Source organism: Azotobacter chroococcum (genome assembly GCF_004339665.1).
GTDB classification, from domain to species: Bacteria; Pseudomonadota; Gammaproteobacteria; order Pseudomonadales; family Pseudomonadaceae; genus Azotobacter; species Azotobacter chroococcum.
Genome location: NZ_SMMU01000003.1, coordinates 231,610 through 258,440 on the forward strand (window position 1 = coordinate 231,610; position 26,831 = coordinate 258,440).

Annotated in this window: 26 protein-coding genes and 1 other RNA gene; 23 read left to right on the top strand and 4 right to left on the bottom strand. The window is 62.9% G+C overall.

Translation table 11 applies throughout. The features are described from left to right. Positions 1-179: 179 nt before the first annotated feature. The 5 genes from petA (at position 180) to EV691_RS05120 (ending at position 3,898) form a co-directional block, all read left to right on the top strand. Positions 180-773: a ubiquinol-cytochrome c reductase iron-sulfur subunit gene (petA, locus tag EV691_RS05100; RefSeq protein WP_039805599.1), complete on the top strand. Its 594-nt coding sequence runs from the start codon at positions 180-182 to the stop codon at positions 771-773. Further along, on the top strand, positions 773-1,984 hold the full coding sequence (locus tag EV691_RS05105; protein WP_089167422.1) for a cytochrome b: 1,212 nt from the start codon (positions 773-775) through the stop codon (positions 1,982-1,984). Before petA ends, EV691_RS05105 begins: the two co-directional genes overlap by 1 nt. Then, positions 1,984-2,763: a cytochrome c1 gene (locus tag EV691_RS05110; RefSeq protein WP_131300207.1), complete on the top strand. Its 780-nt coding sequence runs from the start codon at positions 1,984-1,986 to the stop codon at positions 2,761-2,763. Before EV691_RS05105 ends, EV691_RS05110 begins: the two co-directional genes overlap by 1 nt. A 92-nt stretch (positions 2,764-2,855) precedes the next feature. Then, positions 2,856-3,479, top strand: coding sequence for a glutathione S-transferase N-terminal domain-containing protein (locus EV691_RS05115; RefSeq protein ID WP_131300209.1), 624 nt, complete (start codon positions 2,856-2,858; stop codon positions 3,477-3,479). A gap of 11 nt (positions 3,480-3,490) precedes the next feature. Continuing rightward, positions 3,491-3,898, top strand: a complete 408-nt coding sequence (locus EV691_RS05120) for a ClpXP protease specificity-enhancing factor (RefSeq protein ID WP_131300211.1) — start codon at positions 3,491-3,493, stop codon at positions 3,896-3,898. Between the two features lie 50 nt (positions 3,899-3,948). On the opposite strand, the gene EV691_RS05125 is transcribed toward EV691_RS05120, so the two are convergent. The 4 genes from EV691_RS05125 to EV691_RS05140 form a co-directional block, all read right to left on the bottom strand. Beyond that, complete coding sequence (locus tag EV691_RS05125; protein ID WP_131300213.1) at positions 3,949-4,485, bottom strand: BON domain-containing protein; 537 nt, start codon at positions 4,483-4,485, stop codon at positions 3,949-3,951. Continuing rightward, positions 4,482-5,075, bottom strand: a complete 594-nt coding sequence (locus tag EV691_RS05130; RefSeq protein WP_039805594.1) for a phosphoheptose isomerase — start codon at positions 5,073-5,075, stop codon at positions 4,482-4,484. Before EV691_RS05130 ends, EV691_RS05125 begins: the two co-directional genes overlap by 4 nt. 120 nt (positions 5,076-5,195) lie before the next feature. Further along, a complete protein-coding gene (locus EV691_RS05135) occupies positions 5,196-5,558 on the bottom strand; it encodes a YraN family protein (protein WP_039805593.1) in 363 nt (120 codons plus the stop codon). A 1-nt stretch (position 5,559) separates the two neighbouring features. After that, positions 5,560-7,380, bottom strand: a complete 1,821-nt coding sequence (locus EV691_RS05140; protein ID WP_131300215.1) for a penicillin-binding protein activator — start codon at positions 7,378-7,380, stop codon at positions 5,560-5,562. A 146-nt stretch (positions 7,381-7,526) separates the two neighbouring features. Between EV691_RS05140 and rsmI the strand changes: the two genes are divergently transcribed. The 18 genes from rsmI (at position 7,527) to lpxC (ending at position 26,830) form a co-directional block, all read left to right on the top strand. Beyond that, a complete protein-coding gene (rsmI, locus tag EV691_RS05145) occupies positions 7,527-8,363 on the top strand; it encodes a 16S rRNA (cytidine(1402)-2'-O)-methyltransferase (RefSeq protein ID WP_165496586.1) in 837 nt (278 codons plus the stop codon). 68 nt (positions 8,364-8,431) lie between these two features. Then, an RNA gene (gene rnpB / locus EV691_RS05150) (RNase P RNA component class A) lies at positions 8,432-8,790 on the top strand. Between the two features lie 296 nt (positions 8,791-9,086). Further along, the gene (gene mraZ, locus EV691_RS05155; RefSeq protein ID WP_039805589.1) at positions 9,087-9,545 is read left to right on the top strand and encodes a division/cell wall cluster transcriptional repressor MraZ; all 459 of its coding nucleotides are present in this window, start codon (positions 9,087-9,089) and stop codon (positions 9,543-9,545) included. 2 nt (positions 9,546-9,547) lie between these two features. Then, entirely contained in the window at positions 9,548-10,489 is a 942-nt protein-coding gene (rsmH, locus tag EV691_RS05160) for a 16S rRNA (cytosine(1402)-N(4))-methyltransferase RsmH (protein WP_089167427.1), read from the top strand. Next, on the top strand, positions 10,486-10,779 hold the full coding sequence (gene ftsL, locus EV691_RS05165) for a cell division protein FtsL (RefSeq protein WP_089167428.1): 294 nt from the start codon (positions 10,486-10,488) through the stop codon (positions 10,777-10,779). Before rsmH ends, ftsL begins: the two co-directional genes overlap by 4 nt. Then, entirely contained in the window at positions 10,776-12,515 is a 1,740-nt protein-coding gene (locus tag EV691_RS05170; RefSeq protein WP_131300219.1) for a peptidoglycan D,D-transpeptidase FtsI family protein, read from the top strand. The genes ftsL and EV691_RS05170 overlap by 4 nt, the downstream gene beginning before the upstream one ends. Continuing rightward, complete coding sequence (locus tag EV691_RS05175; protein ID WP_131300221.1) at positions 12,515-13,978, top strand: UDP-N-acetylmuramoyl-L-alanyl-D-glutamate--2,6-diaminopimelate ligase; 1,464 nt, start codon at positions 12,515-12,517, stop codon at positions 13,976-13,978. Before EV691_RS05170 ends, EV691_RS05175 begins: the two co-directional genes overlap by 1 nt. Beyond that, a complete protein-coding gene (locus tag EV691_RS05180; RefSeq protein ID WP_131300223.1) occupies positions 13,971-15,338 on the top strand; it encodes a UDP-N-acetylmuramoyl-tripeptide--D-alanyl-D-alanine ligase in 1,368 nt (455 codons plus the stop codon). The genes EV691_RS05175 and EV691_RS05180 overlap by 8 nt, the downstream gene beginning before the upstream one ends. Continuing rightward, positions 15,339-16,421, top strand: a complete 1,083-nt coding sequence (gene mraY, locus EV691_RS05185) for a phospho-N-acetylmuramoyl-pentapeptide-transferase (RefSeq protein ID WP_039805583.1) — start codon at positions 15,339-15,341, stop codon at positions 16,419-16,421. Between the two features lie 10 nt (positions 16,422-16,431). Beyond that, positions 16,432-17,778 carry a UDP-N-acetylmuramoyl-L-alanine--D-glutamate ligase gene (gene murD / locus EV691_RS05190; protein WP_131300225.1) on the top strand — a complete coding sequence of 449 codons (1,347 nt, stop codon included), beginning with the start codon at positions 16,432-16,434 and terminating at the stop codon, positions 17,776-17,778. Beyond that, a complete protein-coding gene (ftsW, locus tag EV691_RS05195) occupies positions 17,778-18,998 on the top strand; it encodes a putative lipid II flippase FtsW (RefSeq protein ID WP_131300227.1) in 1,221 nt (406 codons plus the stop codon). Before murD ends, ftsW begins: the two co-directional genes overlap by 1 nt. Then, a complete protein-coding gene (gene murG / locus EV691_RS05200) occupies positions 18,988-20,058 on the top strand; it encodes an undecaprenyldiphospho-muramoylpentapeptide beta-N-acetylglucosaminyltransferase (protein WP_131300229.1) in 1,071 nt (356 codons plus the stop codon). The genes ftsW and murG overlap by 11 nt, the downstream gene beginning before the upstream one ends. Then, the gene (gene murC / locus EV691_RS05205; protein ID WP_131300231.1) at positions 20,051-21,517 is read left to right on the top strand and encodes a UDP-N-acetylmuramate--L-alanine ligase; all 1,467 of its coding nucleotides are present in this window, start codon (positions 20,051-20,053) and stop codon (positions 21,515-21,517) included. Before murG ends, murC begins: the two co-directional genes overlap by 8 nt. Then, positions 21,514-22,461 (top strand): D-alanine--D-alanine ligase, encoded by a 948-nt coding sequence (locus tag EV691_RS05210; protein ID WP_039805578.1) that lies wholly within the window; start codon positions 21,514-21,516, stop codon positions 22,459-22,461. The genes murC and EV691_RS05210 overlap by 4 nt, the downstream gene beginning before the upstream one ends. A gap of 3 nt (positions 22,462-22,464) precedes the next feature. Then, the gene (locus EV691_RS05215; RefSeq protein WP_131300233.1) at positions 22,465-23,316 is read left to right on the top strand and encodes a cell division protein FtsQ/DivIB; all 852 of its coding nucleotides are present in this window, start codon (positions 22,465-22,467) and stop codon (positions 23,314-23,316) included. Between the two features lie 22 nt (positions 23,317-23,338). Beyond that, positions 23,339-24,586 (top strand): cell division protein FtsA, encoded by a 1,248-nt coding sequence (ftsA, locus tag EV691_RS05220; protein ID WP_039805576.1) that lies wholly within the window; start codon positions 23,339-23,341, stop codon positions 24,584-24,586. A gap of 44 nt (positions 24,587-24,630) precedes the next feature. After that, positions 24,631-25,812 carry a cell division protein FtsZ gene (gene ftsZ / locus EV691_RS05225; protein WP_131300235.1) on the top strand — a complete coding sequence of 394 codons (1,182 nt, stop codon included), beginning with the start codon at positions 24,631-24,633 and terminating at the stop codon, positions 25,810-25,812. Positions 25,813-25,918: 106 nt separating this feature from the next. Continuing rightward, entirely contained in the window at positions 25,919-26,830 is a 912-nt protein-coding gene (gene lpxC / locus EV691_RS05230; protein ID WP_089167438.1) for a UDP-3-O-acyl-N-acetylglucosamine deacetylase, read from the top strand. The last annotated feature ends 1 nt before the right edge of the window (position 26,831 follow it).

The following is a 26,831-nucleotide window of genomic DNA, read 5'->3' on the forward strand; positions in this document are numbered from 1 at the left end:
TGCGACAGCTTGTCGCAAGTTTGATGCCGTCCTTTCCGGGGGCTTCGGTATTATTGTATCCGGCTATTACCTTGTCAGGCTTAAGGGTTTTCTTTAACATTTTGCCGATTTTTTCGCGCGCCTCGTTTTTTTATTACAGGTCCGGATAACGGGCCGCAAAGTTGATGGGAGACAACTGAATGAGCAATGACGGCGTGAATGTCGGCCGGCGTCGCTTTCTGGTTGCAGCCACCTCAGTGGTGGGTGCGGCAGGAGCGGTGGGGGCTGCGGTCCCGTTCGTGGGATCCTGGTTCCCAAGTGCCAAGGCCAAGGCCGCAGGTGCACCGGTAAAGGTGAATGTCAGCAAAATCGGGCCGGGGCAACAAATAGTGGCTGAATGGCGTGGCCAGCCGGTGTTTATCGTCCGCCGTACCGAGGAGACGCTCGCCAACCTGAAGAAGGTCGAATCTGCAGTGGCGGACCCCGACTCGGCCGCCTCGGTTCAGCCAGCCTATGTTGACCGGAAGCTGCGCTCGATCAAGCCGGAAATCCTGGTTCTGGTCGGCCTCTGTACCCATCTGGGTTGTGCCCCTTCCTTCCGGCCAGAACTCGCTCCTGCGGATCTGGGAGCCGACTGGATGGGGGGCTACTTCTGTCCCTGCCATGGTTCCAAGTACGATTTGGCCGGTCGCGTCTACAAGGCACAACCTGCTCCCTTGAACCTGCCGGTACCTCCGCATACCTATGAATCGGATGATGTGATCATTGTCGGCGTGGACCAGGAGAAGGCCTGATGAGCAAGTTCATGGAGTGGATCGATGCCCGCTTCCCCGCCACCTCGATGTGGGAAGACCATCTGTCCAAATACTACGCACCGAAGAACTTCAACTTCTTCTACTTTTTCGGCTCTCTGGCACTGCTGGTGCTGGTCAACCAGATCCTCACCGGCATCTGGCTGACCATGAGCTTCACCCCGTCCGCCGAGGAGGCCTTCGCCTCCGTCGAATACATCATGCGTGATGTCGAATACGGCTGGATCATTCGCTATCTGCACTCCACCGGCGCTTCGGCATTCTTCGTCGTGGTCTATCTGCACATGTTCCGCGGCCTGCTTTATGGTTCCTACCAGAAGCCGCGCGAACTGGTGTGGATCTTCGGCATGCTAATCTATCTGTGCCTGATGGCCGAGGCCTTCATGGGCTATCTGCTGCCCTGGGGACAGATGTCCTACTGGGGTGCCCAGGTAATCATCTCCCTGTTCGGCGCCATCCCGGTAGTCGGCGAGGACCTGACCCAGTGGATCCGTGGTGACTACCTGATCTCCGGCATCACCCTGAACCGCTTCTTCGCCCTGCATGTCATTGCGCTGCCGATCGTCCTGCTTGGCCTGGTCGTGCTGCACATCCTGGCGCTGCACGAAGTTGGCTCGAACAACCCGGACGGCATCGAGATCAAGAAGAACAAGGACGCCAACGGCAAGCCGCTGGACGGCATCCCCTTCCATCCCTATTACACCGTAAAAGATATCGTTGGCGTGGTGGTGTTCCTCTTCGTCTTCTGTGCCGTGGTGTTCTTCTTCCCGGAAATGGGAGGTTATTTCCTCGAGAAGCCGAACTTCGAACAGGCCAATGCCTTCAAGACCCCCGCGCATATTGCGCCGGTGTGGTATTTCACGCCGTTCTACGCAATCCTGCGGGCTGTGCCGGACAAATTGCTCGGTGTCATCGCCATGGGGGCGGCTATCGCCGTGCTGTTCGTTCTGCCCTGGCTGGATCGCAGCCCGGTCAAGTCGATGCGTTACAAGGGCTGGCTGAGCAAGCTGTGGCTGCTGGTGTTCTGCATCGCCTTCCTGACCCTTGGCGTGCTCGGTGTGCTCTCGCCGACTCCCGCTCGCACGCTGTTGTCGCAGGTGTGCACGGCGCTGTACTTCGCGTTCTTCATCCTGATGCCGTTCTACACCAGGATGGAAAAGACCAAACCGGTTCCGGAAAGGGTGACTGGCTGATGAAAAAGCAATTTGCTGCAATGATTTTCGCGATTCTGCCGGCTTTTTCATTTGCCGCGGGAGTTGAGCCCGAACTGGACAAAGTCGACATCGATCTGACCGATAAGGCGGCCATGCAGGATGGTTTGCGGACCTTCACCAACTACTGCATGGGCTGCCATAGTGCCCAGTTCCAGCGCTACGAGCGGGTAGCCAAGGATCTTGGCATTCCGGAAGAGGTGATGCTGGAAAATGTCGTCTTCACTGGCGCCAAGATTGGCGATCACATGAAGATCGGCATGCGTCCCGAGGACGCCAAGGTCTGGTTCGGTGCGGCGCCGCCGGATCTGACGCTGGTCGCCCGGGTGCGTGGCAACGACTGGCTGTACAGCTATCTGCGCAGCTTCTATGAGGATCCGTCGCGCCCGTTGGGAGTGAACAACACCATATTCCCGAATGTGGGCATGCCCAACGTGCTGGCTGGCCTGCAGGGGCGTCAGGTCTTCGGTTGCAAGCAGGTACAGGTGGTTGAGGATGGCAAGAAGCAGTACGACCCGCTCACTGGGGCGGAGATCACTCACGAGGCTTGTGAGCAGCTGACCGTCCTGCCGAAGACTGGCACTCTGGATGCGGATCAGTTTGACGAGAAAGTCAAGAATCTGGTGACCTTCCTGGCTTATTCGGCCAACCCGGTCAAGCTGGAAAGCCAGCGTATCGGTAGCTACGTGCTCCTGTTCCTGGCGGTCTTCTTCGTGTTCGCCTATCTGCTCAAGCGCGAATACTGGAAAGACGTGCACTGATCCATTGCACTTGTAGTTATAAACACACGCGCCCCTAGGGGCGCGTGTGTTTTTTTATTCTGGAAATATGACCTGCGAGCGAGGAGTTCGCTATGGGTATGGCCAATCGTTTGATCTGTTACTCCGATCCGGCTGACCACTATTCCCATCGTGTGAGGATGGTGCTTGCCGAAAAGGGGATTGCTGTGCAGGTCTTCGACATCAATCCGGAGCAGGGCTCGGGCAAGCTTGCCGAGATCAATCCCTATGGCTCGCTACCCACCCTAATCGATCGTGATCTACTTCTGTACGAGCCGGGGGTGATCATGGAGTACCTTGAGGAGCGTTATCCGCATCCGCCGCTGCTGCCGGTGTATCCTGTGGCTCGCGCCAACAGCCGTCTGCTGATGCACCGCATCCAGGGCGACTGGTGTGTGCTGGCTGATCGGATCCTCGATCGGTGCAGTGGGGAAAGTGTTTGCAACCAGTTGCGTAGGGAGCTGCTGAAGAGCTTGCTTGATGTGTCGCCCTTGTTCGCCGAAAAGCCTTATTTCCTCAGTGAGGAGCCAAGTTTGGTGGACTGCTGCCTCTTGCCGCTGCTCTGGCGGTTGCCGTTGCTGGGTATAGAAATGCCACGCAGTGCGAAGCCGCTGCTCGAATACATGGAGCGCCAGTTCGCTCGCCAGGCCTTTCAGGCCAGCCTGTCCGCTGTCGAACGCGATATGCGGCCAATATGAAGGAGGTTGCTATGAACTCCAGTCGTCCCTATCTACTCCGCGCGCTCTACGAGTGGATTGTCGACAATGACTGTACGCCCCATCTGCTGGTCAATGCCGAGATGCCAAACGTGCAGGTTCCGGCAGGTTATGTGAACGATGGGCAGATCGTTCTCAATGTTTCCCCCAGCGCTGTGCGGAATCTGCACATGGATAATCAGGGGGTGAGCTTCGAAGGTCGCTTCGGTGGTGTTGCCCATAGTCTGTACATATCTTCCGACGCTGTCATGGCCATTTATGCGCGGGAGAATGGTCAGGGCATGGTCTTCGAGATCGAGCCGCCGGCTGCGGAGGGCAGTGCCGGTCCGGATGACGATGGCCCTTCGGGTGGCGAGCCGCCGCGGCCGGCCGGGCGGCCCAGCCTGAAGGTGGTCAAATAGTAGTTCATAAAAAGGCGATCCAGGATCGCCTTTTTATTCTGTTCATATCTTCAATCGGTGTACTGAAACAGCTTGACGATTTTCTGTACGCCGGAAACGCTCTGGACCAGATTGGCGGCCCGATCCGCCTCCTGGCGGGTGATCAGGCCCAGCAGGTAAACGATACCGTTCTCGGTGACCACCTTGATTTTCGAGCCAGGCACTGTGCTGTCGGCAAGCATCTGGGTTTTGATCTTGGTGGTCAGTAGTGAGTCGTTGCTGCGGACCACTAGTGAAGTGGGCAGGAGGATCTGCAGTTCATTGTGTACTCTGGTCACGCCGGGGACCGAGCGGGCAGCTTGCTCGGCTAGTTGTTTGAGTTCGGTGCGGGGCGTCTGGCCGGCGAGCAGGGTGACGCCGTTGTAAGTAGTGACCACGATATGCGAGCTGTTGCTGCCCAGGTCGGCATGGGCTTGGCGGATTTTCTCGGCGACTTGGGGTTCGATGAATTGATCGTCGATCGAATGGCCGATGCTGCGATTGCTGCAGCCGCCCAAGGCAAGGCCTGCTGCCAGAGCGGCAGCCATCAGCAGTAGTGAGCGCTTCATTCTTCGCTTCCAAACAGTTGGTTGTCGATCAGGTCGCACAGGCAGTGGATGATCAGCAGATGCACTTCCTGGATGCGTGCCGTGACCTTGGCGGGCACCCGGATCTCGACGTCCTCGGGGAGCAGCAGTGCGGCCATGCCGCCGCCGTCACGGCCGGTCAGGGCAACTACCAGCATTTCCCTGTCATGAGCCGCCTGGATGGCTTGGATCACGTTGGCAGAGTTGCCGCTGGTGGAGATGGCCAGCAGAACGTCACCGGGCTGGCCAAGGGCGCGGATCTGCTTGGAAAAGACTTCGTTGTAGCTATAGTCGTTGGCAATCGAGGTAAGCGTGGAGCTGTCGGTGGTCAGTGCCATGGCCGGTAGGCTGGGGCGCTCGCGCTCGAAGCGATTGAGCAGCTCCGAGGAAAAATGCTGCGCATCGCCGGCCGAGCCGCCATTTCCGCAGGAAAGGATCTTGCCCTCGTTGAGCAGCGCCTGGACCATGAGTTCGCTGGCTTGGGCGATGTGGGGGAGGACAACTTCCATGGCCTGCTGCTTGGTTTCGATGCTGGCCTGGAAGAGTTGGCTGATGCGGGAGAGCATGTCCATCGGCGATAACCTTCAAAGTCGGGTGTCCGCTGTGGCCAGGAGGTGTCCCTGGCTCAGGGGGAGGTGGGGCTACTGGGTGCCAGGGGCTCTTGCTGGCGCGAGACCGATGCGGTTGCAGGGTCAGGCATCAAAGGCGTTTCGAATCCAATTCAGCTGGCTGGATACGCCCTTGTCAGCGTTGATGGCAATGACGTCGAAGCGGCAGGGGTGCCTGGCCCAGCGTGGCTCTTTCTGCAGGAAGTAGTGAGCGGTACGGACGAGCTTCATGCGCTTGCGCGCATCGACGCTCTCCAGTGCGCCTCCCCAGGCAAGATGTTGCCGATAGCGTACTTCGACAAATACTACTGTATCGCCGTCGAGCATGACCAGATCGAGCTCGCCACATCGGCAGCGCCAGTTCTGCGCCAAGAGGCGCATCCCCTGCGCTGTGAGATGTCGGTGGGCGAGGGCCTCGGCATCGCGTCCGCTGCGCTGCCTGTCCATGTCAGTAGCTGGCCGGCAGGCGCTGTACCTGGCCGTCGCGGAACGCGGCCCAGGGCAGCTGGCGCTGGATGCGTTGATCGGGGCTCAGACTGAGGCTGCCGGAAAAGCCATCGATGCGGGTTTCGGGCATGGCCTTGAGTTGTGCCAGACGAGGAGCGAGTCGGTAGGCGTCGACTCCCATGGCGTAGAGGCGTCCCAAGCTGCTGCTGGCTTGTGGCCATTGGCTGCCAATCACTTGCGGGAGGTTGTCGCTCGGGTTGGTATTGAGCAGCCAGGGGGTCTCGCAGAACTGGATGCCTTCGAGGTCGAGGTAATAGTTCTGCTCCTCCTTCGGGCTGTAGAGATGCGAGGTGGCATACACTGGTACATCGCCAGCATACTGGAAGGCAAGGGTCGGCTTGATCTGTTGGGCCTGCTGCGGAGTGGCTGCGAGAAAAATGAAGTCAATGTCCCGGCGTCGTGAGGGTTGGGCCGCCACCTCGCCGCCAAGCACGCTCTGCAGGCGCTTGCCACGTGCCTCGCTCTGGCGCAGCTGGAACAGCTCGGCGATCTGCTGGGCCAGGCGAGCGGGCTGGTCGATGCGCACGACGGCGATCAAACCGCCGCCGGCGGCTTGCCAGTTCTGCTGGAAAGCTTGAAGTACGCGGTCACCCCATTCGCCGGAGGGCACCATGACGACGCCCCGGCGCATGCCGTCGGCCCAGGCGCGGCGGGCGGCTTCGCGAGCCTCGTCTTCAGCCGCCAGGCCGAACTGGAAGAGTTGCGGCGGGCTTTCCTGGCCGGCATTGCCATAGTTCAGTGCAAGGGTGGTGATCGGCAGTTGCTCGCGATCGCCGAGCTGCTTGACCAGGGGCTTTTCCAGGGGGCCGACGACCAGTTGCACGCCGGCGGCCTGGGCCTGGCGATAGAAGTCGTCGAGGGAGGTCAGTCGGCTGCTGTCGTAGACTTCGATGCTGGGCGGCCGCTGACCGCTTTGCTGTGCCTGGTAGTGGGCTGCCATGAAGCCGTTGCGCAGGGCGCGGGACACCGAGGCGAGCTGCCCTTCCTCCGGAAGCAGCAGGGCGATCTTGTTCAGGGGCTGGCTGGCCAGTTCCCGCAGCTTGCGCAACGGTGCCGGCAATTGCAGGGCTGCCGGATGTTGCGGGTTTGCCGTACGCCATTTATCGATGGCTGCCTGTTGCAGCTCCAGGGTGCCAGCGCTTTTCGTCGCGCGTGCCAAGGCCAGCCAGCCGCCCAGTTCGGTGTTCTCCTCTCCGGGCACGTTCAGAGCGTCCTGCGGCAGAGCCTGGATCAGGCGCCAGATGCTTTCATGATTCTCGCTGGCCGTCGATTCGCTCAGCAGGGGAGCAATGAATACCCGCTCGCGGGCGGCGTTCAGGTGCTGGCCGTCCGCCTCCAGGGCGCGGGCGCGAGTCAGTTGGGTGCGGGTCTGCTGCTGGACGGGCAGTTCGCCCAGGTGCTGCATGCTGGGGTGGTTCAAGGCCTTGAGCGCCGCCTTGGCATTGTTGCGGGCCAAGGCAATCTCTGCGCTGAGGGTGCTGGCAAAGATCTGCTGGGCGGGTTTGAGGCTATCCAGAGGCGTCTGTTCGAGAATACGCACGGCCTGGGCTAGATCCTTCTGGCGGTAGGCCTGGTCGGCGGCCGTCAGGCGTAGGAGTGCGGCCTTTTCCGGCCTGCTTTCGCTGGCCTGTTGTAGCAGTTGCTGGACGCTGGTTTGTGTGGGGGTAGGCAGCTCGCCCAGCCTGGATGACGGCGAGCTGGCACAGGCCGCCAGAAGGCCGGCAAGGAAAAGGGCGGGAAGAGGGCGCAGGCAGGCGATCATTGAGGCGTTCCTGATGCTCAAGACAATTGGAGAATTGTACCCAAGCCTTGTCCCGGGTGCGATGTCGTGCTCGGGAAACCGGCTACAATGCGCGTTTCGACTGTTTTGGGTGAATTGCCGTGAGTACGTCCGCTGCTCTGAGTCCAATGCCGGGCATGCTTTATGTCGTTGCTACCCCGATTGGCAATCTTGACGACATCACTGCGCGAGCGCTGCGGGTGTTGCGTGAGGTGGCCGTGATCGCGGCCGAAGATACGCGCCATTCGGCGCGTCTGTTGCAGCATTTTGGCATAACGACACCCTTGGTGGCTTGTCATGAGCACAATGAGCGTGATCAAGGTGGACGCTTTCTGGCACGCCTGCAGGGCGGTGAGGATGTAGCACTGATTTCCGATGCCGGTACCCCACTGATTTCCGATCCGGGCTTTCATCTGGTGCGCCAGGCGCGTGCTGCCGGCATAAGAGTGGTGCCGGTGCCTGGGCCCTGTGCTCTGATTGCCGCCTTGTCCGCTGCGGGTCTGCCTTCTGATCGTTTCGTCTTCGAAGGCTTTCTGCCGGCCAAGACGGCTGGGCGGCTGGCACGTCTGGAGCAGTTGAAGGAGGAGCCTCGCACGCTGATCTTCTACGAGGCGCCGCATCGATTGCTGGACTGTCTGGCGGACCTCGAGCGGATCCTGGGGGCTGATCGTTTGGCGGTTATGGCGCGGGAACTGACCAAGGCGTTCGAGACTTTCCAGGGACTGCCGCTCGGCAAGTTGCGCGCCTGGGTTGCTGCCGATGGCAATCAGCAGCGCGGTGAGTGCGTGTTGCTGGTTGCAGGCTGGCAGGCGCCTGCCGAAAACTCGGTGCCGGCGGCGGCGCTCCGTGTCCTCGAGCTTCTGCTCAAGGAGATGCCCTTGAAGCGGGCTGCAGCACTGGCGGCCGAAATCACCGGAGTACGCAAGAATCTGCTCTATCAGGCGGCTTTGGAGCGCCAGGGGTGAGGTTGGCCTGGCCACTGCATCTGGGAGTGCTTGCGGATGGTCTCCGTGACCATTACTCTTGTCGGCGGAGAGTCGATCGGACAGTCGCTGTTCCATATTGTTCCCCAATATGGAAGGGAGGAAAGTCCGGGCTCCATAGGGCAGAGTGCCAGGTAACGCCTGGGAGGCGTGAGCCTACGGAAAGTGCCACAGAAAACAACCGCCTAAGTGCGCAAGCGCCGGTAAGGGTGAAAAGGTGCGGTAAGAGCGCACCGCACGGCTGGCAACAGTCCGTGGCTAGGTAAACCCCACTCGGAGCAAGACCAAATAGGGATCCGTTGGCGTGGCCCGCGCTGGATCCGGGTAGGTTGCTAGAGGCGGCCAGCGATGGTCGTCGTAGAGGAATGACTGTCCTCGACAGAACCCGGCTTATAGATCGACTCTCCCCCTCTTTTTTCTTCTCCACCCTTTGCAAAGCCTTCCCAAGAGTGGCAAAAAGCCCCTTCATCTCATAGTCAGTTTTAAGAGCTGGCTTCAGCTTGTTGATTTTCTTGAACTTGTTCCTCATTAGTTGCGATTTCCCTCTCTCATATTCAGCTAAATCGCCGTCCCATAAGGATTTTTTCATTTTGCCCTGCCTTGACGGTGGGGTAGGGCATTCCTATAGTGTGCGTAGGGTGGTACGAAGTGGCATAAAGTGGGTTTTAGTGGGCAGGGAAGCTTGCAGTCAGGGGAAGCGCGACCGTGTTTCGCGGAGCAAATGCCGTCAGTCTCGACGCCAAGGGGCGGATCTCGATGCCTGCCCGGTATCGTGACGAGCTTGTTGCGCGCTCTGCAGGTCAGCTCATTGTCACCATCGATGCGATGGATCCCTGTCTATGCATATATCCCCTGCCAGAGTGGGAACTCATCGAGGCCAAATTGCGCGAGCTTCCCTCGTTACGTGAGGAAAGTCGCCGTTTGCAGCGTCTCCTGATTGGTAATGCCGTGGATCTTGAGCTGGATGGCAGTGGACGTTTTTTGATCCCGCCACGTCTGCGGGAGCATGCGAATCTGGACAAGCACGCAATGCTGGTCGGCCAACTGAACAAGTTTCAGCTGTGGAACGAGGCAGCCTGGATCGCGATTGCAGATGCAGATCTGGCGGCTATCAAACAACAACCCGGTGATCTGCCGGGAGAATTGCGCGACTTGATCCTGTGACTATGAATAGCGGCTTCAGCCATATCACCGTGCTGCTCGAAGAGGCGGTCGATGCCCTGTCCGTCCGCGCAGACGGCTGCTACCTGGATGGCACCTTCGGGCGGGGCGGGCATAGCCGGCTGATCCTCGGGCGTCTCGGGCCGGATGGCGTCTTGCTGGGGTTCGACAAGGATCCTCAGGCGATCGCCACCGGGCAGGCACTGGCTGCCGAGGATGGGCGATTTGTCGTTGTGCAGCGCAGTTTCGCCGAACTGGCGGACGAACTGGAAGTACGCGGGCTGATCGGCAAGGTCGGTGGTGTGCTGTTCGATCTGGGGGTGTCATCGCCGCAGCTGGACGATCCCGAGCGTGGTTTCAGCTTTCTCAACGATGGTCCGCTGGACATGCGCATGGACCCGGGGCGTGGCGTGAGCGCAGCCGAATGGCTGGCCAAGGCCTCTGTCGAGGAAATTGCCCGCGTGTTCAAGGATTATGGTGAAGAGCGCTTCGCTAGACGCATGGCGCAGGCCGTGGTGCAACGTCGCCAGGAAAGGCCGTTCGAGCGCACTGCCGACCTGGCGCAAGTGCTGGCAGTCGCCAACCCTGCCTGGGAGAAGGGCAAGAATCCGGCGACTCGTGCTTTCCAGGGCTTGCGTATCCATATCAACAATGAGCTTGGCGATCTTGAGCAGGGGCTCGAGGCAGCGCTGGAGGCGCTTGAGGTCGGCGGTCGTCTGGTGGTGATCAGCTTCCATTCGCTGGAGGACCGCATCGTCAAGCAGTTCATGCGTCGCCAGGCCAAGGGCGAGGCGGACAAGCTGCCGCGCGATCTGCCGATTCGTCCGGCTGCCTTCGAGCCGCGCTTCAAGCTGATCGGCAAGCCCCAATACGCTTCCGAGTCCGAAATCAAGGCCAATCCGCGTGCCCGCAGTGCGGTCATGCGTGTGGCGGAGAAGCTTCGATGACGCGCATATCGGACAAGGCCATGCCAGCCGGCAGTGTGCTGATGCTGGTGCTCTTCATTGCCGCCCTGTTTTCTGCCATCGCGGTGTCCTACAGCGCCTACTGGAACCGTCAACTGCTCAATGCCCTGTATGGCGAGTTGAGCGAGCGTGACAAGCTGCAAGCCGAGTGGGGGCGGCTGATTCTCGAGCAGAGCACCTGGACCGCGCACGGCCGGGTCGAGGCCTTGGCCAGCGAAACCTTGAAGATGCGTATTCCCGACCCGGCAGAAGTGCGGCTGGTGTCCCCATGATGAAGCTTGAGGGCGCACTCTATCCTTGGCGTTTCCGTCTGGTGCTGATTCTTCTGGCGCTGATGGTGGCTGCCATCGCCTGGCGCATCATCGACCTGCACGTCTTCGACCATGATTTTCTCAAGGGGCAGGGCGATGCGCGCAGCATGCGGCACATCCCCATTCCTGCGCATCGCGGGCTGATCACCGATCGCAACGGCGAGCCGCTGGCAGTCAGTACTCCAGTCACCACCCTGTGGGGTAATCCGAAGGAGTTGATCGGTGCGCGCGATCAGTGGGCCGCTCTGGCCAAGGCTCTGGGCCAGGATGCGAAAGCGCTGACCGAGCGTCTGGAGCAACTGGCTGGGCGCGAGTTTACTTATCTGGCTCGGGGGCTGACCCCCGAGCAGGGGCAGGCCGTACTGGATCTGAAGATTCCGGGCGTCTATGCACTGGAAGAGTTCCGGCGATTCTACCCGGCGGGTGAGGTCACTGCCCATGTGCTTGGTTTTACCGATATCGACGATCGCGGTCGCGAGGGCATGGAGTTGGCCTTCGACGAGTGGCTGGCCGGCGTGCCTGGCAAGCGGCAGGTGCTCAAGGACCGTCGTGGCCGTCTGATCCGGGATGTGCAGGTGGTGCAGAATGCCAAGGCCGGCAAGACACTGGAACTGTCCATTGATTTGCGTCTGCAGTACCTGGCACATCGCGAGTTGCGCAACGCCATCACCGAGGTCGGCGCCAAGGCCGGTACCCTGGTGATGCTCGATGTGAAAACTGGCGAAGTGCTGGCGATGGTCAACCAGCCGACCTACAACCCGAACAACAAACGCAACCTTAACCCCGCGGCCATGCGCAATCGTGCCCTGGTCGATGTGTTCGAGCCCGGTTCGACGATGAAGCCGCTGTCCATGAGCGCCGCGCTGGAAACCGGACGCTGGAAGCCGGAAGATAGGGTGGAGGTGGCTCCGGGAAGGTTGCAGATCGGGCGTTATACCATTCGCGATGTGTCACGCGCCGAGGGCGGTGTGCTGGACCTGACCGGCATCCTGATCAAGTCAAGCAATGTCGGCATGAGCAAGGTGGCCTTCGATATCGGTGGTGCATCCATCTACTCGCTTATGCAACGCGTCGGCTTTGGCCAGGATACCGGCCTGGGCTTTCCCGGCGAGCGGGTGGGCAACCTGCCCAACCACCGCGAATGGCGCAAGGCGGAGACGGCCACCCTGTCCTACGGCTACGGTCTCTCGGTGACGGCCGTGCAGTTGGCCCATGCCTATGGCACCTTGGCCAACGATGGACGCTCGGTACCGCTGGCATTGGCTCGGCAGGAGCATCAGCCGGAGGGCGTCCAGGTCATTTCCCCGAGTGTCGCCAAGAGCATTCAGGGCATGCTGCAACAGGTCGTCGAGGCGCCGGGCGGTGCGTTCCGCGCCAAGGTGCCGGGTTATCACGTCGCGGGCAAGAGTGGTACCGCGCGCAAGACCAGCGTGGGCGCCAAGGGCTACAAGGAAAAGTCATATCGCTCGCTATTTGCCGGCTTCGCTCCGACCAGCAACCCGCGCATCGCCATGGCCGTGGTGATCGACGAGCCGAGCAACGGCACCTATTTTGGTGGCCTTGTTTCGGCGCCGGTGTTCGGCAGGGTCATGGCCGGCGCGCTGCGTTTGATGAACGTGGCGCCGGACAACCTGCCGCCACCGGTCGAGACGAAGACGGCCGACAAGGAAGCACTTGGCCCAGGAGAGCGTATCTGATGCCCATGCCCCTCAATCAACTGTTGCCCCAGGCCGAGAGCGCGGTGTTGATCCGTGAGCTGACCCTGGACAGCCGCCAGGTGCGTCCGGGCGATCTGTTCCTCGCGGTTCCCGGCGGTCGGCAGGATGGCCGCAGCCATATCGGCGATGCGCTCGCCCGGGGTGCGGCTGCCGTGGCCTATGAGGCCGAGGGTGCAGCGGTGCCCGCCGGCAATGGCGTGCCGCTGGTGCCGATCAGGGGGCTGGCGGGGCAGTTGTCAGCGATCGCCGGACGCTTCTATGGCGAGCCAAGCCGAGCCCTGTGCCTGATCGGTGTGACCGGCACCAACGGCAAGACCAGTGTCAGCCAGTTGCTGGCCCAGGCTCTGGACCTGCTCGGCGAGCGTTGCGGCATCATCGGTACTCTGGGAAATGGTTTTCACGGCGATCTGCAAAGTGGCCGGTATACCACTCCCGATCCGCTTGGCGTGCAAGCGACCCTGGCCAGGCTGAAGCAGGCCGGTGCCCGTGCCGTGTCCATGGAGGTTTCCTCCCACGGTCTCGAACAGGGGCGGGTGGCGGCGCTGGATTTCGATGTGGCGGTCTTCACCAACCTGTCGCGTGACCATCTGGACTACCACGGCACCATGGACGCCTATGGCGCGGCCAAGGCCCAGTTGTTCGCCTGGCCCGGCCTGCGTTGCCGGGTGCTCAACTTAGATGACGCCTTTGGTCGCCGGCTGGCCCAAGAGACGCAGTCCTCCCGTCTGATCGGCTATAGCCTGGAGGATCGCTCCGCCCAGCTGCACTGTCGTTGGGTGCATTTCGACGAGCGGGGCGTGCGAGCCGAGGTGGTGACCCCTCAGGGAGAAGGGTTGCTGCACAGCCCGCTGCTGGGCCGCTTCAACCTGAGCAACCTGCTGGCCATGGTCGGTGCGCTGCTGGGACTGGATTACGCGCTGGACGAGATTCTGCGCGTCATGCCGCAGCTGCAGGCGCCGGTCGGGCGCATGCAGCGCCTGGGTGGCGGCACCAGACCGCTGGTGGTGGTGGACTATGCCCATACCCCGGATGCCCTTGAGAAGGTGCTGGAGGCGCTGCGCCCTCATGTCCGCGGGCGGCTGCTGTGCCTGTTCGGCTGTGGCGGCGACCGCGATCGCGGCAAGCGCCCGTTGATGGCGGCGGTTGCCGAGCGGCTGGCCGACGAGGTGCTGGTCACCGACGACAATCCGCGCAGCGAATCTCCCGAACAGATTTTTGCCGATATCCGCAGCGGCATTGACGCACCGGAAAAGGTCGCCTACCTGCATGGGCGCGGCCAGGCCATCGCCCACCTGATCGCCAATGCCGAGGCGAGCGACGTGCTGTTGCTGGCCGGCAAGGGACACGAGGACTACCAGGAGATCAATGGCGTGCGCCAGCCTTTTTCCGACATTGAAGAGGCCGCCAAGGCTCTGAGCGCCTGGGAGGCGGCCCATGCTTAAGGCTCTGCATCTGAGCGAAGTCGCCGGTCTGTTGCGGGGGGGCCTGGTAGGGGGCGATGTGGCTTTCGATTCGGTCGGTACCGACAGCCGGGCGATTTGCCCGGGGCAATTGTTCGTCGCGCTGGTCGGGCCGCGTTTCGATGGTCATGCCTTTCTTGCCGAGGTTGCTGCCAGGGGGGCAGTGGCCGCTCTGGTTCAGCGCACGATGCCGGAAGCGGGACTGCCGCAGTTGCAGGTGGCCGATACCCGGCTTGCCCTCGGCCAGTTGGGAGGCTTCAACCGCCAGGCCTACAGCGGCCCGCTGGCCGCGGTGACCGGCTCCAGCGGCAAGACCACGGTCAAGGAAATGCTCGCCAGCATCCTGCGCACCCGTGGCCCGGTGCTGGCTACCCGCGGCAACCTGAACAACGACCTGGGTGTGCCGTTGACATTGCTGGAGCTGGCGCCCGAGCATGTCGGTGCGGTGATCGAGCTGGGCGCTTCGCGGGTCGGTGAGATCGCCTACACCGTCGGCCTGACCCGTCCGCAGGTGGCGATCATCACCAATGCTGGCACGGCCCACGTCGGTGAGTTCGGCGGACCGGAAAGGATCGTCGAGGCCAAGGGCGAGATCCTCGAGGGACTACCGGCCGGCGGTATCGCCGTGCTCAACCGCGACGATCGGGCGTTCGCCACCTGGCAGCGGCGTGCTGGCGAGCGGCGCGTGCTGAGTTTTGCTCTGGACGATGGCGATGCCGATTTTCGGGCCAGGGATATCCAGCCCGACGCCCGTGGCTGCCCGGCTTTCACCTTGCAGGGGCCCGCCGGTGAGGCGCGTATCCAGCTCAATCTGCTCGGTCGGCACAATGTGGCCAATGCTTTGGCGGCCGCTGCTGCGGCTCATGCCCTGGGTATGCCGCTGGTCGGAATCCAGGCCGGGCTCGAGAGCCTGCAACCGGTCAAGGGGCGCGCCGTGGCGCAGCTTGCGCCGAACGGCATGCGGGTGATCGACGACAGCTACAACGCAAACCCCGCGTCAATGTGCGCGGCTATCGATATACTCGCCGGCTTTTCCGGACGCACCGTCCTGGCCTTGGGTGACATGGGCGAACTGGGCGCGTGGGCGGAGGAGGGCCACCGTCAGGTGGGCGCCTATGCTGCCGGCAAGGTCGATGCCCTATATGCCGTCGGGCCGCTGATGGCGCATGCGGTCGCGGCGTTCGGAGACAACGGCCGGCATTTCGCCAACCAGGCCACCCTGCTCGAGGCCCTGCGCGGCGAGCAGCATCCCAATACCACCATTCTGATCAAGGGTTCGCGAAGTGCGGCGATGGACAAGATCGTCTCGGCTCTCTGCGGTTCCAGCGAGGAGATTCACTAAATGCTGCTGCTGCTGGCAGAGTATCTGCAACAGTTCCATACCGGTTTCGCGGTCGTCCAGTACCTGACACTGCGCGGGATTCTCGGGGTGCTGACCGCCCTGATCCTGGCTCTGTGCCTTGGCCCCTGGATGATCCGGACCCTGCAGATTCGCCAGATCGGTCAGGCGGTGCGCGACGACGGTCCACAATCGCACCTGTCGAAGAAGGGTACGCCGACCATGGGCGGCGCGCTGATCCTGTCCGCTATCGCTATCAGCACCCTGCTCTGGGCGGATTTGTCCAACCGCTACGTCTGGGTCGTGCTGGCCGTAACTCTGCTGTTCGGCGCCATCGGCTGGGTTGACGATTACCGCAAGGTGATCGAGAAAAACTCTCGTGGCCTGCCGAGCCGCTGGAAGTACTTCTGGCAGTCGGTTTTCGGCCTTGGCGCTGCGCTCTTCCTTTATATGACTGCACAAACCCCGGTCGAGACCACCCTGATCCTGCCGCTGATCAAGACCATCGAGATTCCCCTTGGGGCTGCGTTCATCGTGCTGACCTATTTCGTCATCGTCGGCTCGAGCAATGCAGTGAACCTGACCGACGGCCTCGACGGCCTGGCGATCATGCCCACGGTGATGGTCGGTGGCGCCCTGGGAATCTTCTGCTACCTGTCCGGCAACGTGAATTTTGCCGAATACCTGCTGATTCCCAGCGTGGCAGGGGCCGGTGAGCTGATCGTGTTCTGTGGTGCGCTGATTGGCGCCGGCCTCGGCTTTCTCTGGTTCAACACCTATCCGGCGCAGGTCTTCATGGGCGACGTCGGCGCGCTGGCCTTGGGAGCGGCGCTCGGCACCATCGCAGTGATCGTCCGCCAGGAAGTGGTGCTGTTCATCATGGGCGGGGTGTTCGTCATGGAAACCCTGTCGGTGATGATCCAAGTCGCCTCCTTCAAACTCACCGGCAAGCGCGTGTTTCGCATGGCGCCGATCCACCACCACTTCGAGCTGAAAGGCTGGCCGGAGCCGCGGGTGATCGTGCGTTTCTGGATCATCACCGTGGTACTGGTGCTGATAGGCTTGGCGACCCTGAAGCTGCGCTGAGGACCGGGACATGAGCCTGATCGCTTCCGACCAGTTCCGCATCGTCGTCGGTCTCGGCAAGAGCGGCATGTCCCTGGTGCGCTTCCTGGCCCGCCAGGGTGCACACTTTGCCGTGGTCGACACCCGCGCCAATCCCCCGGAGCTGGCTGCGCTGCGGCGCGACTACCCGCAGGTCGAGGTGCACTGCGGCCCGCTGGACGTGGACTTTCTCTGCCGAGCCAGCGAGCTCTACGTCAGTCCGGGGCTGGCACTGGCCACGCCGGCGCTGCAGACTGCGGCGGCGCATGGGGTGAAGTTGTCCGGCGACATCGAGCTGTTCGCCCGGCATGCCCGGGCGCCGATCGTCGCCATCACCGGCTCCAACGCGAAGAGTACTGTGACCACCCTGGTCGGCGAGATGGCCCGTGCGGCCGGCCGGCGCGTGGCGGTGGGCGGCAATCTGGGCACGCCGGCCCTCGACCTGCTGGACGACAGCGTCGAGCTGTACGTGCTGGAACTCTCCAGCTTCCAGCTGGAGACGACCGAACGGTTGAATGCCGAGGTGGCCACCTGCCTCAACGTCAGCGAAGACCACATGGATCGCTATGCCGATCTGCAGGCCTATCACCTGGCCAAGCATCGCATCTTTCGTGGTGCCCACCAGGTGGTGGTGAACCGCGACGACGCGCTGTCCCGCCCGCTGGTCGCCGACCAACTGCCGTGCTGGTCCTTCGGTCTCGGCAAGCCGGACTTCAAGGGCTTCGGCCTGCTCGAGGAAAGCGGCGAGAAGCACCTGGCCTTCCAGTTCGAGGCGCTGCTGCCGGTCCGCGAGCTGAAGATCCGCGGTGCCCACAACCAGGCCAATGCCTTGGCGGCACTGGCGCTGGGCCATGCGGCCGGCTTGCCGTTCGCGCCGATGCTGGACTCCCTGAAGGGCTTTGCCGGGTTGCCGCACCGCTGCCAGTGGCTGCGGGAATTGCGGGGGGTCGGCTATTACGACGACTCCAAGGCCACCAATGTCGGTGCCGCGCTGGCCGCAATCGAGGGGTTGGGCGCGGACATCGTCGGCAAGCTGGTGCTGATTGCCGGTGGCGACGGCAAGGGCGCGGATTTCTCCAGCCTGCGCCAGCCAGTCGCCGAACACTGCCGCGCGGTGATTCTGCTCGGCCGCGACGCCGAGCGTATTGCCGCAGTGCTGGAGGGTGTCGTGCCGCTGGTCCGGGTGAGGACGCTGGAGGAGGCGGTCGAGCGCGCGGCTGCCCTGGCCGAGGCCGGTGACGCCGTGCTGCTGTCGCCAGCCTGTGCCAGCCTGGACATGTTCCGAAACTTCGAAGAGCGCGGACAGCTGTTCGCCCGGGCGGTGGAGGCGCTCTCCTGATGCTTGCCTTGCTGCGTCCCTATCCGTCGCCGCTGTTCAGCCGGCGCGGCTTCGATGTCGATTTCCCGATGCTGGCGGGCTGTCTGACGCTGCTCGGTCTGGGGCTGGTGATGATCACCTCGGCATCTTCCGAAGTGGCGGCGGTGCAGGCCGGCAACACCTTCTACTACATGGTCCGTCACCTGGTGTATCTGCTGATTGGCATCGTCGCCGGCGGCGTGGTGATGCTGGTACCGCTGGAAACCTGGCAGAGCATGGGCGGCAAGCTGCTGTTGGCCGCCTTCGGTGTGCTGATCCTCGTGCTTGTTCCGGGCATCGGTCGCGAGGTGAACGGCTCGATGCGCTGGATCGGTTTCGGCGCCTTCAACGTCCAGCCCTCGGAGATCGCCAAGCTGTTCGTGGTGATCTACCTCGCCGGCTATCTGGTACGCCGCGAGGATGAGGTGCGCCGGCGCTGGATCGGCTTCATCAAGCCGATCATCGTGCTGATTCCGTTGGCTGGACTGCTGCTGCTGGAGCCGGACTTCGGCGCCACCGTGGTGATGCTGGGCTCTGCTGCGGCCATGCTGTTCCTCGGTGGGGTCGGCCTGTTCCGCTTCATCCTGCTGGCCGCCGCCGCCATCGCGGCGGTGTTCGTGCTGGTGCAGACCCAGGAATACCGCCTGCAACGACTGATCACCTTTACCGATCCCTGGGCCGACCAATTCGGCGCCGGCTACCAGCTGACCCAGGCGCTGATCGCCTTCGGGCGCGGGGAATGGCTGGGCGTCGGGCTCGGCAACAGTGTGCAGAAACAGTTCTACCTGCCGGAAGCGCATACCGACTTCGTCTTCTCCGTGCTGGCCGAGGAGCTGGGTATGTTCGGTGCGCTGGCCACCCTCGGCCTGTTCACCTTCGTCTGCGTGCGTGCTCTCTATCTCGGACTGTGGGCGGAGAAGGCCCGGCACTACTTCTCGGCCTATGTGGCCTATGGACTGGCTTTCCTGTGGATCGGCCAGTTCCTCATCAATATCGGGGTGAACGTCGGTCTTCTGCCGACCAAGGGCCTGACCTTGCCCTTCCTCAGCTATGGCGGCAGCTCGCTGGTGATCTGCTGCGTCAGCCTGGGCCTGCTGTTGCGTCTGGACTGGGAGCGTCGCACCCAGCTGGGCAACGAGAATGCGCGGTTCAGCGAGGAGGATTTCGCCGAGGACCACGAGGAGCAAGCTGATGGGCGCTAACGTATTGATCATGGCCGGCGGTACCGGGGGACATGTGTTCCCGGCGCTGGCCTGTGCCCGCGAATTCCAGGCCCGTGGCTATGCCGTGCACTGGCTGGGCACACCGCGGGGAATCGAGAACGAGCTGGTGCCTTCGGCCGGGCTGCCGCTGCATCGGATCCAGATTGGCGGGCTGCGTGGCAAGGGGCTGGCGACTCTGCTCAAGGCCCCCTTCCAGCTGCTGAAGTCTCTGTTCCAGGCCCGTCGGGTCATGCGCGAGCTGCGCCCGGTGTGCGTGCTGGGCATGGGGGGCTTCGTCACCGGCCCTGGCGGTGTGGCGGCGAAGCTGGCTGGTGTGCCTCTGATCATCCACGAGCAGAATGCCGTGGCCGGCACCTCCAACCGGGCACTGGCGCCACTCGCCAGCCGGGTCTGCGAAGCCTTCCCGGATACCTTCGGCGTCACCGACAAGCGGCGTACCACTGGCAATCCGGTGCGCCCCGAGCTGTTTCTGGAGTTGCCGCGCCAGCCCCTGGAGGGGCGCAGGCTGCGTCTGCTGGTCCTGGGCGGCAGCCTGGGCGCCGAGCCCCTGAACAAGTTGCTGCCCGCGGCATTGGCACTGATCCCTGCTGGGCAGCGGCCGGAGATCTTTCATCAGGCTGGCCGACAGCACCACGAGATCACCGCCGAGCGTTACCGCGAGGCCGGAGTCGAGGCCGAAGTCGTGCCCTTCGTCGAGGACATGGCCCGCGTCTATGCTTGGGCCGACCTGGTGGTCTGTCGTGCCGGCGCCTTGACCGTGAGCGAGCTGGCGGCCGCCGGACTGCCGGCGCTGCTGGTGCCGCTGCCCCATGCCATTGACGACCACCAGACCCGCAATGCCGATTATCTGGCGCGGGAAGGCGCGGCCTTCCTGCTGCCGCAAGCATTTACGGCGGCTGCCGATCTGGCCGCGCGTCTGACCGAGGTATCGATGCACCCCGAACGACTCGAAAGCATGGCCACCAGTGCCCGCCGCCTGGCCAAACCCGATGCAACCCGCACGGTCGTGGATATCTGCCTGGAGGTGGCGCGTGGTTAAGTCCAAGGACGCGATTCAGGCCGAAATCCGCCGCATGCGCCGCATCGGGCGCATTCACTTCGTCGGTATCGGCGGGGTCGGCATGTGCGGCATTGCCGAGGTATTGCTGAACCTCGGTTACGAAGTCTCCGGCTCCGACCTCAAGGCTTCGCCAGTCACCGCGCGCCTGGAAAGCTTCGGCGCACAGATTTACATCGGTCATCGCGCCGAGAATGCCGCCAGCGCCGACGTGCTGGTGGTTTCCAGTGCGGTGAACAGCTCCAACCCGGAAGTGGCGACTGCCCTGGAGCGGCGCATTCCGGTGGTGCCTCGGGCGGAAATGCTCGCCGAGCTGATGCGCTACCGGCATGGCATTGCCGTGGCCGGTACCCACGGCAAGACCACCACCACCAGCCTGATCGCCTCGGTGTTCGCTGCCGGCGGGCTGGACCCGACCTTCGTCATCGGTGGCCGGCTGAATGCCGCCGGCACCAATGCTCAGCTCGGCAGCAGCCGCTACCTGATTGCCGAGGCCGACGAGAGTGATGCCAGTTTCCTGCACCTGCAGCCCCTGGTAGCGGTGGTCACCAATATCGACGCCGACCACATGGATACCTATGAGGGTGACTTCAGCCGGCTGAAGAAGACCTTCGTGGATTTCCTGCACAACCTGCCGTTCTACGGTCTGGCGGTGCTCTGCGTGGACGACCCGGTGGTGCGCGAGACTCTGCCCCAGGTCGCGCGCCCGACGATCACCTACGGCCTCAGCGAGGATGCAGACGTGCGCGCCATCGACATCCGCCAGGAGGGGATGCATACCTACTTCACCGTGCTGCGCCAGGGGCGCGCGCCGCTCGAGGTGTCGGTCAACATGCCTGGGGTGCACAACGTGCTGAATGCCCTGGCCACCATCGCCATCGCCTGCGACGAGGGTATCGAGGATGCCGCCATCGTCCAGGGGCTGTCGGGCTTCCAGGGCGTCGGTCGGCGCTTTCAGGTGTATGGCGAACTGCAGGTCGACGGCGGCGGCGTGATGCTGGTCGATGACTATGGTCATCACCCGCGCGAGGTCGCCGCGGTGATCAAGGCGGTCCGCGGCGGCTGGCCGGAGCGTCGCCTGGTGATGGTCTATCAGCCGCATCGCTTCACCCGGACGCGCGACCTCTACGAGGACTTCGTTCAGGTCCTGTCCGATGCCAACGTGCTGCTGCTGATGGAGGTCTACCCGGCTGGCGAGGAGCCGATACCCGGTGCCGACAGCCGCAACCTGTGCCGCAGCATCCGCCAGCGCGGCCAGCTGGACCCGATCTACGTCGAGCGTGGTGCGGATATCGCGCCGCTGCTCAAGCCGCTGCTGCGCCCCGGTGACATCCTGCTCTGCCAGGGAGCCGGCGACATCGGCGGCCTGGCGCCGCAACTGCTCCAGAATCCGTTGTTCGGCGGCTCGCCCGAAGCGGTCGCCCAGAGGGACATGCCATGACTCACGCCCTGCAATCCACATTGGCCCCGCAAGCCTTCGGTCGTGTCGCCGTGCTGTTCGGTGGCAAGAGCGCCGAGCGCGCAGTTTCCCTGAAGTCCGGCCAGGCCGTGCTGGAAGCGCTGCAGAGCGCCGGGGTGGATGCCTTCGGCATCGACGTCGGCGATGACCTGCTCGAGCGGCTGAGCCGCGAGCGGATCGACCGCGCCTTCATCGTCCTGCATGGCCGCGGTGGCGAGGATGGCAGCATGCAGGGCCTGCTCGAGTGCGCCGGCATTCCCTACACCGGCAGTGGCGTCCTCGCCTCGGCCCTGGCGATGGACAAGCTGCGCACCAAGCAGGTCTGGCAGAGTCTGGGGCTGCCGACGCCGCGCCATGCGGTACTGGCCAGCGAGGCCGACTGCCGGGCGGCCGCGCAGGCTCTCGGCTTCCCGCTGATCGTCAAGCCGGCCCACGAGGGTTCCAGCATCGGCATGGCCAAGGTGAACGGCATCGATGAGCTGATCGCCGCCTGGCAGGCCGCCCGCACCTACGATCCCCAGGTGCTGGTCGAGCAGTGGATCCAGGGGCCGGAATTCACCGTGGCCCTGCTGCGCGGCCAGGTGCTGCCCCCGATCGGTTTGGGCACGCCGCACAGCTTCTACGACTACGACGCCAAGTACATGGCTTCGGATACCCAGTACCGGATTCCCTGCGGACTTGATTCCGGCAAGGAAGAGGAGCTGAAGGGACTGTGCGCTCGCGCCTGCGAGGCTGTGGGCGTACAGGGCTGGGCCCGGGTCGATGTGATGCAGGACGCCGAAGGCCGCTTCTGGCTGCTCGAGGTCAATACGGTGCCGGGCATGACCGACCACAGTCTGGTGCCAATGGCGGCCCGCGCTGCCGGACTGGATTTCCAGCAGCTGGTGCTGGCGGTCTTGGCCGACAGCGGCGCGGCAAGGGGGTAAGCCATGTACGGCACCATGCTTCGTCATCGGCAGCCGGGCGCGGGGCGCATGCCGGCGCGTCGGGGGGCTAGCCGCATGGTGGCCAAGCCGCCCGTGTCGGCACGTCTGTCGAAGCTGGGCATGAGCCTGTTGAAAAAGCTGGGTGGTTTGCTGTTGCTGGCAGCCCTCGGGGCCGGTAGCTATTTCCTGGGGCTGCGCCTGATGCCCTATGCAGACCAGCCGATCGCCGACGTCAAGCTCGAGGGGCATCTGAGCTATGTCAGCAGCCAGGCAGTCCTCGATCGCATCGCACCCTTCCGTCAGGCCAGCTTCTTCAGTGTCGATCTGGCCGGCATCCGCAGCGAGCTTGAGAGCATGTCCTGGATCGCCAAGGCCGAAGTGCGGCGTGTATGGCCGGATCGGCTGGTGGTCCATCTGGAGGAGCAGCTGCCGATAGCGCGTTGGGGCGACGAGGCGTTGCTGAGCAACCAGGGCGAGGCCTTCGCTCCGAGCGAGGTATCTCACTACGAGCACCTGCCGCAGCTGGCCGGTCCCCAGCAGGCGCAGGAAAAGGTGATGCAGCAATATCATGTGCTCAACCAGTTGCTCAGGCCGCTGGGGTTCTCCATCGCCCGTCTGGAGCTGCGCGAGCGTGGCAGCTGGTACGTCACCACCACCCAGGGCATCGAGTTGTTGCTCGGGCGTGATCATCTGCTCGCCAAGATGCGCCGCTTCAGCGCCATCTACGAGCGGGCCCTGAAAGAGCAGAACGCGAATATCGCGCGTATCGATCTGCGCTATGCCAACGGCCTTGCCGTGGCGTGGCGAGAGCCGGTCGCGCCCACGGCGGGGGCCGAACCCGCCGCCGTGCACTGAGTTGAGGAGCAGATAGACAAATATGGCAAGCGCGCAGAGTGGCAAGATGATCGTTGGTCTCGACATCGGTACCTCCAAGGTGGTGGCCTTGGTAGGCGAGGTGGCGGCCGATGGCCGGCTGGAAATCGTCGGAATCGGTTCCCATCCTTCGCGGGGCTTGAAGAAGGGTGTGGTGGTGAATATCGAATCCACCGTACAGTCCATCCAGCGGGCGGTGGAGGAGGCCCAGCTGATGGCTGGCTGCCAGATTCACTCGGCCTTCGTCGGCCTGGCGGGGAACCATATCCGCAGTCTGAACTCACACGGGATTGTCGCCATCCGTGATCGCGAGGTCAGTCAGGCCGACCTGGAGCGCGTCCTGGATGCGGCCCAGGCGGTGGCCATTCCCTCGGACCAGCGGGTGCTGCATACCCTGCCGCAGGACTACGTGATCGACAACCAGGAGGGCGTGCGCGAGCCCTTGGGCATGTCCGGCGTGCGCCTGGAGGCTAAGGTGCACGTGGTGACCTGCGCGGTGAACGCGGCGCAGAACGTCGAGAAGTGCGTGCGCCGCTGCGATCTGGAGGTGGACGACATCATCCTCGAGCAGCTGGCTTCGGCCCATGCGGTGCTCACCGAGGACGAGAAGGAGTTGGGCGTATGCCTGGTGGACATCGGTGGCGGTACCACCGATATCGCCATCTTTACCGAGGGGGCAATCCGCCATACCGCGGTGATTCCGATAGCTGGCGATCAGGTCACCAACGACATTGCCATGGCGTTGCGCACCCCGACCCAGTATGCCGAGGAAATCAAGATCCGCTATGCCTGCGCCCTGGCCAAGCTGGCTGGTGCCGGTGAAACCATCAATGTTCCCAGCGTTGGCGAGCGTCCCTCGCGGGAGCTCTCCCGCCAGGCTCTGGCCGAGGTGGTCGAACCCCGTTACGACGAGCTATTCAGCCTGATTCATGCCGAGCTGCGGCGCAGTGGCTACGAGGATCTGATCCCTGCCGGCGTCGTTCTCACCGGGGGCTCGGCGAAGATGGAAGGGGCCGTCGAGCTGGCCGAGGAGATTTTCCACATGCCGGTACGTCTGGGCGTGCCGCACAGCGTCAGGGGAATGGATGATGTGATCAGCAATCCGATCTATTCCACCGGGGTGGGGCTGCTGCTCTACGGACTGCAGAAACAGGCCGATGGCGTGCCTCTGTCCGGTTCCGGCAGTTACAGCGAAGACACCAAGCCATCTGTCCTGGAGCGACTCAAGCGCTGGTTCCAGGGCAACTTCTGACAACGGCAGTAGGCAGTAAAAAAGAAAAGGAAAGGAGAGGGAATATGTTCGAGCTCGTAGACAACGTTCCGCAAAGTGCAGTGATCAAGGTTATTGGTGTCGGTGGTGGTGGCGGCAACGCCGTGAATCACATGGCGGCCACCAACATCGAGGGCGTCGAGTTCATCTGCGCCAATACCGATGCCCAGGCACTGAAGAACATTACTGCACGAACTGTACTGCAGCTGGGTTCGGGGGTGACCAAGGGCTTGGGCGCCGGCGCCAATCCCGAGGTCGGCCGCGAAGCTGCCATGGAAGACCGCGAGCGTATCGCCGAGGTGCTGCAGGGCACCGACATGGTGTTCATCACCACCGGCATGGGCGGTGGTACCGGTACCGGCGCGGCACCGGTCATCGCCGAGGTGGCGAAGGGGCTGGGCATCTTGACCGTGGCCGTGGTGACCCGTCCGTTCCCGTTCGAAGGGCGCAAGCGCATGCAGGTTGCCGAGGAGGGCATCCGCCTGCTGGCCGAGCACGTCGATTCGCTGATCACCATTCCCAACGAGAAGCTGCTGACCATCCTCGGCAAGGATGCTAGTCTGCTGTCCGCCTTCGCCAAGGCCGATGACGTGCTGGCCGGCGCAGTCCGCGGCATCTCCGACATCATCAAGCGTCCCGGGATGATCAACGTCGACTTTGCCGACGTGAAGACCGTGATGAGCGAGATGGGCATGGCCATGATGGGGACCGGTTGTGCCAGCGGCCCGAACCGTGCCCGCGAGGCCACCGAGGCGGCGATCCGCAACCCGCTGCTGGAAGACGTCCACCTGCAGGGCGCTCGCGGCATCCTGGTGAACATTACCGCCGGCCCCGATCTGTCCTTGGGCGAGTACTCCGATGTGGGCAACATCATCGAGCAGTTCGCATCCGATCAGGCCATGGTGAAGGTGGGTACCGTGATCGATCCGGATATGCGCGACGAACTGCATGTGACCGTGGTCGCCACTGGTCTGGGGGCACGTACCGAAAAGCCGATGAAGGTGGTTGACAACACCCTGCAGCCGGCCAGCGCTACCAGCGCCCCCGCCGCGCCGCGTGGCGATCAGACGGTGAACTACAAGGACTACGAGCGTCCCACCGTACAGCGCCAGAGCCATGCCGCCAGTGCCACGGCTGCCAAGCTCAACCCGCAGGACGATCTGGATTATCTGGACATTCCGGCCTTCCTGCGTCGCCAGGCTGATTGACTGTATTTATCAGGGGTATTGCTTTGATTGGTGTCCAGCAAAGATCGGTTCTGCTATTATTTCTGCTGTTTATTGAAAAAGATTCGCAACTGCTAGCGGCCAAGCCATGATCAAACAACGCACCCTGAAGAACATTATCCGTGCCACGGGAGTGGGTTTGCACTCGGGGGAAAAGGTTTACCTGACCCTGAAGCCCGCCCCCGTCGACACAGGGATCGTGTTCCGGCGTATCGATCTCGATCCGGTGGTGGACATCCCCGCAAGGGCCGAAAACGTCGGTGAAACCACCATGTCCACTACGCTGGTCAAGGGTGAAGTCAAGGTAGATACAGTGGAGCATCTGCTGTCGGCCATGGCTGGTCTGGGGATCGATAATGCCTACGTCGAACTCTCAGCGTCCGAAGTGCCGATCATGGATGGCAGTGCCGGTCCCTTCGTCTTTCTGATCCAGTCGGCAGGTTTGCAGGAGCAGGAAGCCTGCAAGAGGTTCATTCGCATCAAGCGTGAGGTAGCGGTGGAGGAAGACGACAAGCGTGCCGTCTTCCTGCCGTTCGACGGTTTCAAGGTGAGCTTCGAAATCGACTTCGATCACCCGGTGTTCCGCGGTCGCACCCAGACGGCGAGCGTCGACTTCTCCAGCACCTCGTTCGTCAAGGAAGTCAGTCGTGCACGAACTTTCGGTTTCATGCGCGACATCGAATACCTGCGTTCGCACAATCTGGCGCTCGGTGGCAGCGTGGATAACGCCATCGTGGTCGACGAGAATCGTGTGCTGAATGAAGATGGCCTGCGCTACGAGGACGAGTTCGTCAAGCACAAGATCCTCGACGCCATTGGCGATCTCTACCTGTTGGGCAACAGCCTGATCGGCGAATTTCGTGGCTACAAGTCGGGGCATGCCCTGAACAACCGTCTGCTGCGCACTCTGCTCGAACAGAAGGATGCCTGGGAGGTTGTCACCTTCGAGGACTCTTCGACTGCTCCCATCTCCTACATGCGCCCTGTGGCAGCTGTCTGAA

Bases quoted from the DNA above. Each gene is read 5' to 3' on its own strand.
- petA (WP_039805599.1), top strand. From the start codon at position 180: ATGAGCAATGACGGCGTGAATGTCGGCCGGCGTCGCTTTCTGGTTGCA.
- EV691_RS05215 (WP_131300233.1), top strand. From the start codon at position 22,465: ATGTACGGCACCATGCTTCGTCATCGGCAGCCGGGCGCGGGGCGCATG.
- murG (WP_131300229.1), top strand. From the start codon at position 18,988: ATGGGCGCTAACGTATTGATCATGGCCGGCGGTACCGGGGGACATGTG.
- EV691_RS05135 (WP_039805593.1), bottom strand. From the start codon at position 5,558: ATGGACAGGCAGCGCAGCGGACGCGATGCCGAGGCCCTCGCCCACCGA.
- EV691_RS05110 (WP_131300207.1), top strand. From the start codon at position 1,984: ATGAAAAAGCAATTTGCTGCAATGATTTTCGCGATTCTGCCGGCTTTT.
- EV691_RS05120 (WP_131300211.1), top strand. From the start codon at position 3,491: ATGAACTCCAGTCGTCCCTATCTACTCCGCGCGCTCTACGAGTGGATT.
- EV691_RS05170 (WP_131300219.1), top strand. From the start codon at position 10,776: ATGATGAAGCTTGAGGGCGCACTCTATCCTTGGCGTTTCCGTCTGGTG.
- ftsZ (WP_131300235.1), top strand. From the start codon at position 24,631: ATGTTCGAGCTCGTAGACAACGTTCCGCAAAGTGCAGTGATCAAGGTT.
- EV691_RS05130 (WP_039805594.1), bottom strand. From the start codon at position 5,075: ATGGACATGCTCTCCCGCATCAGCCAACTCTTCCAGGCCAGCATCGAA.
- rsmI (WP_165496586.1), top strand. From the start codon at position 7,527: ATGCCGGGCATGCTTTATGTCGTTGCTACCCCGATTGGCAATCTTGAC.
- murD (WP_131300225.1), top strand. From the start codon at position 16,432: ATGAGCCTGATCGCTTCCGACCAGTTCCGCATCGTCGTCGGTCTCGGC.
- rsmH (WP_089167427.1), top strand. From the start codon at position 9,548: ATGAATAGCGGCTTCAGCCATATCACCGTGCTGCTCGAAGAGGCGGTC.
- EV691_RS05175 (WP_131300221.1), top strand. From the start codon at position 12,515: ATGCCCATGCCCCTCAATCAACTGTTGCCCCAGGCCGAGAGCGCGGTG.
- EV691_RS05140 (WP_131300215.1), bottom strand. From the start codon at position 7,380: ATGATCGCCTGCCTGCGCCCTCTTCCCGCCCTTTTCCTTGCCGGCCTT.
- EV691_RS05180 (WP_131300223.1), top strand. From the start codon at position 13,971: ATGCTTAAGGCTCTGCATCTGAGCGAAGTCGCCGGTCTGTTGCGGGGG.
- EV691_RS05125 (WP_131300213.1), bottom strand. From the start codon at position 4,485: ATGAAGCGCTCACTACTGCTGATGGCTGCCGCTCTGGCAGCAGGCCTT.
- EV691_RS05210 (WP_039805578.1), top strand. From the start codon at position 21,514: ATGACTCACGCCCTGCAATCCACATTGGCCCCGCAAGCCTTCGGTCGT.
- ftsW (WP_131300227.1), top strand. From the start codon at position 17,778: ATGCTTGCCTTGCTGCGTCCCTATCCGTCGCCGCTGTTCAGCCGGCGC.
- mraY (WP_039805583.1), top strand. From the start codon at position 15,339: ATGCTGCTGCTGCTGGCAGAGTATCTGCAACAGTTCCATACCGGTTTC.
- ftsL (WP_089167428.1), top strand. From the start codon at position 10,486: ATGACGCGCATATCGGACAAGGCCATGCCAGCCGGCAGTGTGCTGATG.
- EV691_RS05115 (WP_131300209.1), top strand. From the start codon at position 2,856: ATGGGTATGGCCAATCGTTTGATCTGTTACTCCGATCCGGCTGACCAC.
- lpxC (WP_089167438.1), top strand. From the start codon at position 25,919: ATGATCAAACAACGCACCCTGAAGAACATTATCCGTGCCACGGGAGTG.
- ftsA (WP_039805576.1), top strand. From the start codon at position 23,339: ATGGCAAGCGCGCAGAGTGGCAAGATGATCGTTGGTCTCGACATCGGT.
- EV691_RS05105 (WP_089167422.1), top strand. From the start codon at position 773: ATGAGCAAGTTCATGGAGTGGATCGATGCCCGCTTCCCCGCCACCTCG.